Source organism: Chloroflexota bacterium, from assembly GCA_013152435.1.
In the GTDB taxonomy this organism is placed as follows: Bacteria; Chloroflexota; Anaerolineae; order DUEN01; family DUEN01; genus DUEN01.
Window position 1 is genome coordinate 1 of sequence record JAADGJ010000088.1, and the last position, 5,422, is coordinate 5,422.

Below are 5,422 nucleotides of genomic sequence, written 5' to 3' on the forward strand. Positions count from 1 at the left end.
CTGTACCTGCCTTTCTCGGCCCTTTCCGAAGGACTCAGGCCGAGGCCAGGCAGGTCGAAGGCAAAAGAAGGACTTTTTCGGAGGGGCGAAGCCCCTCCGGAAAAAGCCCTTCTACCTGCCTGGCCTCGGCCTGAGTCCTTCGGAAAGGGCCGAGAAAGGCGAGTACAGGCCGGAAAGGTGGGGTTTTCCGTGGAGGGGAGGTCCCCTCCACACCTCCCCCTGTGGAGCTGGTCATTGAGGGAGACCCTCAAACGTCTTGCCGGTAAGTTTTCAGGCACGCTCTTAGTGGCTTCGTGGTGCGCTTTTCAGACGCATTCTAGGATTGCCCTACCACCTCGTAGTGCACAACGCGGGGCTCGAACTCGAGCAAGAACTCCTTATCCTCAGGGTAGTACTTCGCCCGCTCCACGTCCTCTCCCGCAAAAGCCTTGATCGCCTCCAAGCTTTCCCAAAAGGTCATTGTGACAAAATGGGTGACCTCGCCTTCTGCACGTTCCAGAATATAGACGCTGAGATTGCCCGGAACCGATCGATAATCGGGGACAGCCCGTTCGTTCAGAAACGCCCGGTACGCCTGCGCCTTGCTCGTTGGCACGCGTCCATGCCACATACGTACGATCATTGCGCCCCTCTTCTCTGCCAACCCCAACGTGAGATGTAACGGCAAAAAGCCATGCGGCTCCATGGGCGCCATTGTACCTGAAGAGGATGCCCGCGTCAACGCCTCAAGCTCCATTTTCATGGAACATGCATGCTCCGCTGCAACCGGCATAACAACCAGAATCCCGAGGCCTCCATCGGCCTCGGGATTCTACCGAGCTTATGTAAGGTCGAATCCCACAAGGTCGGCCCATGCCATTGAGGGCCACCGTTACCGAGGGCGCAGGGCGCTAACCACCCACAACGCCCCGATGAGGAGAAAGGGCACCATGCACACCAGGGATGTCGCCCAACCGGGGCCCGGCGGCGTCACCCGCACCTGGAACGTAGCCTCCCCCAGGCCCGCGGGGCCATCCAGCGTCAGCCGCACGTCCCACACCCCCTCCGCATCGAAGGGCACCCTGGCCACGAATCGCCCCCGCGCGGGCGGTCCCTCCCGCCCGACCGCATACCCGGCCTCGGCCGCGTGCCCATCCTCCGGCCGGACCCACACCCACACCTCGGTATCGGCCGGGGCCGCCACGCCATCCGGCAACGCGAGGGAGATCAGGAACGTCCCCGTGCCGACGTCCGGATCCGCCAGCACCGACACGACGTAGGGGCCGGCGGGCTCTTCCAGCAGCACCGGGTAAGGAGCACCGCTGTGAGCCCACACCGCCGGCGTCCAGAGCATCCAGACCCCGAGCGCAACCAGGGAGGGGATCATGCGCGTCCACACCGCTGACACCTCCCCCTCACCCCGCCATGAGCATGCCGCGCATCTCCATCGGCTGCGCCATCAACCAGACGGCCGCCCCCCACACCAGCACCGCCAGGGCCGCCCAGGGCAGAAACATCCGCCAGGGGCGATCCGGCCGATCCCCCGCCGCGATCCGGTAGGCCACCAGCAGCGAGCCCACGAGTCCCAGGCCCAGGAGGCCCGTCTCCACGGGATCCAGCCAGCCCATCGGCAGCACCGACCCCAGGCCCCAGCGCGGCGCCCCCAGCACCGGCCATCCCAGATCGCTCAGCAGGCGCTGGACGACGGGGATGAAGGACCAGAACCCGGTGAGCAGATGGAAACTATAGTGGGCGGCCCACATGCCGACGCCCAGTGGGATCAACGCGTACGCGTATCGGGTGACGATCCACAGCAGAGGCTCACGTCCCCCACCCCACTGCCGGGCGAGCCATCCGGCCGCTCCCAACAGCAGGGCAGGCCCCACCCCCAGGCCGAGGACAAAGATCACGCCCAGGACGGGGAACTCGGTGCGAACGCCCAGCCAGTCGGTCAGCCGGGCCTCCACCACGTAGATCGGGCGCACCATGCCAAACGCGTTCAGGAGCGCGCCGAAGGTGAAGATGACCGCCATCGCCGCCAGGTCCGGTCGCCGGGAGAGGCGCCCCACACCGGATCGCCAGAGGTCCGCCCAGAGTTCACCGCCGGGCAATCGGGCGATGATCCCCACGTTCTCATACGGGCAGGCATGCACGCAATCCAGGCAGAAGGTGCAATCCATGTTCCCCACCTTCCGCCCCTGGAAGAGCCACAGCTCGCACCCGCGCTGCCCCTCGCGCCCCCGAATGCAATCCACAGTGCGACAGGCCGCGCAGACCCGGCGGTCGCGCGCCCGCACCTCCAGGGGCGAGACCGACGCGGCCGTGAAGTTGAACTGCCCGATGGGGCAGATGTACTTGCAGAACGGGGCCCCCCGGAAAAGGCTATCGACCAGCAGCGCGCCGAGGAAATAGGCCACGATCAGCCACGCCGTCCACCAGGGCGTCGCCCACAGATCCAGGAGCTCATAGGCGAAGAGGAGGAGCCCAAACAGGGCCACGGCGATCCACTTGTTGCGCAACCGACGGGGCCACATGCGGGTCGGGCGGAGGAGCCGGCGGGCCAGGGAGCGCGGCAACATGAAAGGGCACGCCAGACAGAAGAAATTGCCCGCCATCAGCAAAACGAGGATCAGCCAGCCCCGATAGTGCACCCAGGACAGGACCGTCGCCAGGTTCTTCGGCGCCAGCGAGGGACCCGTCAGCCCATCCCACACCATGAGCATGGCGACCAGCATCAAGGGGATCTGCAACGCCACGCGGCTGTGCCGCCACCTGAGGAAACGCCCCACTCCCGGCGCCGCTATCCAGTCCACTCCGCGCACCTCAGGGCCATCGCATGAGAGTATCCAGGGAGATCGCGAACAACACCACGGCCAGATAGAAATTCGACGCATGGAACAGACGCCAGGCCCGACGTCTGGAGGGATGCACGACCAGCCTCACCCCCTGGGCCAGAAGGTAAAGGGTCACCGCGGACGTGAACGCCAGGTAGAGGGGCCCCAACGCCGGATGACGCGCCAGCATCACCCCGATCATACCGGCCACTAGCCCGTGCACCGCCCCCCAGAAGGCCGCCCGGCGCGACGTCGTCCTCACCGGCAGCATGGGCACCCCGGCCCGGGCGTAGTCCTCCCGATAGACCAGCGCCAGGCTCCAGAAGTGAATGGGCGTCCAGAAGAAGACCACGGCGGCCAGGCCGAGCACCCCTGGGTCCGTCCAGGCCCCGACGACGGCGCCACCACTGAGCACCGCGCAGCTCCCGGCCGCGCCGCCGATCACGATGTTCAACACCGTACGCGGCTTCAGCCAGATCGTGTAAACGCCCAGGTAGACGATCGCCCCCGCAGCCAGGAAGAAGGCCAGGGCTGGATTGCCGGGAAGCACCGCCAACGCCGGGATCGAGATCATCGCCATGCCCAGCACGGGAACCCAGGCCGTCCGGGACAGGGTGCCTGCCACCAGCGGGCGCTGCCGGGTGCGCCGCATGCGGGCGTCGGCCTCCCGCTCCAGATACTCGTTCAGAGCCGAGGCCCCGGCGGCCGTCACGCCGCCCGTCACCAGGAGCAATAGGAGCGGTCCCGGGCCAGGCCATCTCCCGGCGCCCAGGAAGAGCCCCGCCGCCGCAGAGAACAACAACAGCGTCACGATCCGCAGCTTGAAGAGCACCGCCAGGGTGCGCCCAAGCTCGCGCATATCCCGCCAGGAGGTGGACGCCAGCGCTCCACCCCATTTCAACGCCCCGGTCGGGGGCGCATCGTGAAGCTTCGTCGGATAGGAACTCACCAATCCCTCCGTATGCCCGCGGCCCTTCCGGCCACGGCCCCCTCGCGCTGCCTCACGCCGAAGGGAAGAGATGGTACAGCATCAGATAGACGAGTACGCCGGTGACGGACACGTACCACCACACCGGCAACGTCCAGCGGGCGATGCGGCGATGGCGGGAGAATCGCCCCCGACCAGCCCACACCAGCGTCACCAACGCCAGCGGGACGATGATCGCGGCCAGGACCACGTGGGTGAAGAGGATCAGAAAGTACAACGGCCGCATCCATCCCTGTCCCTGGAAGGGGACCGAGCCCACACTGGCATGGTAGATCAGATAGGAGATCAAGAACAGAGTGGACGTGCCAAAGGCGGCCAGCATGAAAGTCCGATGGCGTCTCCGCCGTCCTCGCCGGATGAAGTAGAAGCCGACGACGAGCAAGATCGCGCTCACACCGTTCAGCGCGGCGTTCACGGCCGGCAGATCGGAGATATCGATGCCGGATCCTGCTACGGCCTCCGCCATCACGTGGTCTCCGATGCCAGCCGGGGCGCCCGTGCGGCGATCACCACCAGGCTGCCGAAGAACACCAACGCCATCCCCTGATGCAGGGCCACGACGACGGGATGTAAGCGCATGAGGACGGTGAGCCCGCCCAGGATCGCCTGCCCCAGTAGCAGCAGGAAAGCCAGCAGCGCCCAGAAGCGCTCCCGCACACGATAGCGCCACGTGAGGATCAGGATGCTCGACACCAACAGGATAACCACCAAAGCGATCAGACGGTGGGTCCACTCCAGGAGGATGGCCCCCTCTAATGGCGGAATGATCTTCCCGTGACACAGCGGCCAGTCGGGGCAGGCCAGCCCGGCCCCCATGCCGCGAACATAACTCCCCATGACGGCGGTCAACACGGCGCTCAAGGTCGCCGCCAGAGCCAGTATGCGAACTTTCCTCATGGCAACACTCCTATATCCGTTGCGATCTGACGCTCCGTCCGCCTCTCCTCCCAGGCCAGAAAACGGGCCAACAGGATGAGAGCCGTCAGGACATACATCATCCCTCCCGCGATCCACATCACCTCGCCGCCCAGCATCTGGTCGTCCATCACGGACAGCCCCCACAGCCGAGGCACGGTGGTGTAGTACGCATACAGGGGGCGACGAGCGAAGGTGATGCTGGTGCCCAGCACCTCGTTCTGGACCAACGCCGCCAGCACGTACACGATGCGCATGCCGTAGCCGTGGAAGCCGTGAATGCGAGGGGCGGCCCCCACCACATGCCACCAGAACAGCATCGCCGCCCAGAAGAAGGCCATGTGCTCCAGATCGTGAATCCACTCGTTGCGAAGCGAGGCATCGTAGGCCGCCGGCGCGTGCCAGACCCACAGCGTGACCACGTAGGCCGCCCAGGACAGCCAGGGCGTCGCCAGCCGTGCCAAGATCTGGCGCAGGACGCCGCCCCGCGCCAGGAGGTCGCCCACGGCCCGGCGCACGCCCGGCGGCAGCCCCCAAAGCAGGATGGGAAAGGGTTCCGCCAATAGCAGGAGCGGCGCCGCCACCATCATCAGCAGCTCATGCTGTACCATGTGCATGAGGAAGAGCAACGCCTGAAGGGCGTCGATGGGCGAGAGCAACGCCACCGCCAGCGCGGACAGGCCCGCCAGGTACGCCGCCAGCCGCC

General features: G+C 66.3%; 7 protein-coding genes. All 7 read right to left on the bottom strand.

Annotated elements, in window-relative coordinates; translation table 11 throughout:
* Window positions 1–316 precede the first annotated feature (316 nt).
* Window positions 317–622 carry an antibiotic biosynthesis monooxygenase gene (locus GXP39_12740; protein ID NOZ28902.1) on the bottom strand — a complete coding sequence of 102 codons (306 nt, stop codon included), beginning with the start codon at window positions 620–622 and terminating at the stop codon, window positions 317–319.
* A 249-nt stretch (window positions 623–871) separates the two neighbouring features.
* Window positions 872–1,378: a hypothetical protein gene (locus GXP39_12745; GenBank protein ID NOZ28903.1), complete on the bottom strand. Its 507-nt coding sequence runs from the start codon at window positions 1,376–1,378 to the stop codon at window positions 872–874.
* Window positions 1,379–1,394: 16 nt separating this feature from the next.
* Entirely contained in the window at window positions 1,395–2,825 is a 1,431-nt protein-coding gene (locus GXP39_12750; GenBank protein ID NOZ28904.1) for a FesM, read from the bottom strand.
* Window positions 2,803–3,762 (bottom strand): protoheme IX farnesyltransferase, encoded by a 960-nt coding sequence (gene cyoE, locus GXP39_12755; protein NOZ28905.1) that lies wholly within the window; start codon window positions 3,760–3,762, stop codon window positions 2,803–2,805. Before cyoE ends, GXP39_12750 begins: the two co-directional genes overlap by 23 nt.
* 52 nt (window positions 3,763–3,814) lie before the next feature.
* A complete protein-coding gene (locus tag GXP39_12760) occupies window positions 3,815–4,240 on the bottom strand; it encodes a DUF420 domain-containing protein (protein NOZ28906.1) in 426 nt (141 codons plus the stop codon).
* Between the two features lie 26 nt (window positions 4,241–4,266).
* The gene (locus GXP39_12765; GenBank protein ID NOZ28907.1) at window positions 4,267–4,698 is read right to left on the bottom strand and encodes a hypothetical protein; all 432 of its coding nucleotides are present in this window, start codon (window positions 4,696–4,698) and stop codon (window positions 4,267–4,269) included.
* On the bottom strand, window positions 4,695–5,422 hold a 728-nt coding region (locus tag GXP39_12770; GenBank protein ID NOZ28908.1), incomplete at its 5' end, for a cytochrome c oxidase assembly protein. The genes GXP39_12770 and GXP39_12765, both read right to left, overlap by 4 nt.

What these genes read in the sequence shown, in the direction of transcription:
- GXP39_12765 (NOZ28907.1), bottom strand. Translation starts at nt 4,698, where the DNA reads ATGAGGAAAGTTCGCATACTGGCTCTGGCGGCGACCTTGAGCGCCGTG.
- GXP39_12740 (NOZ28902.1), bottom strand. Translation starts at nt 622, where the DNA reads ATGATCGTACGTATGTGGCATGGACGCGTGCCAACGAGCAAGGCGCAG.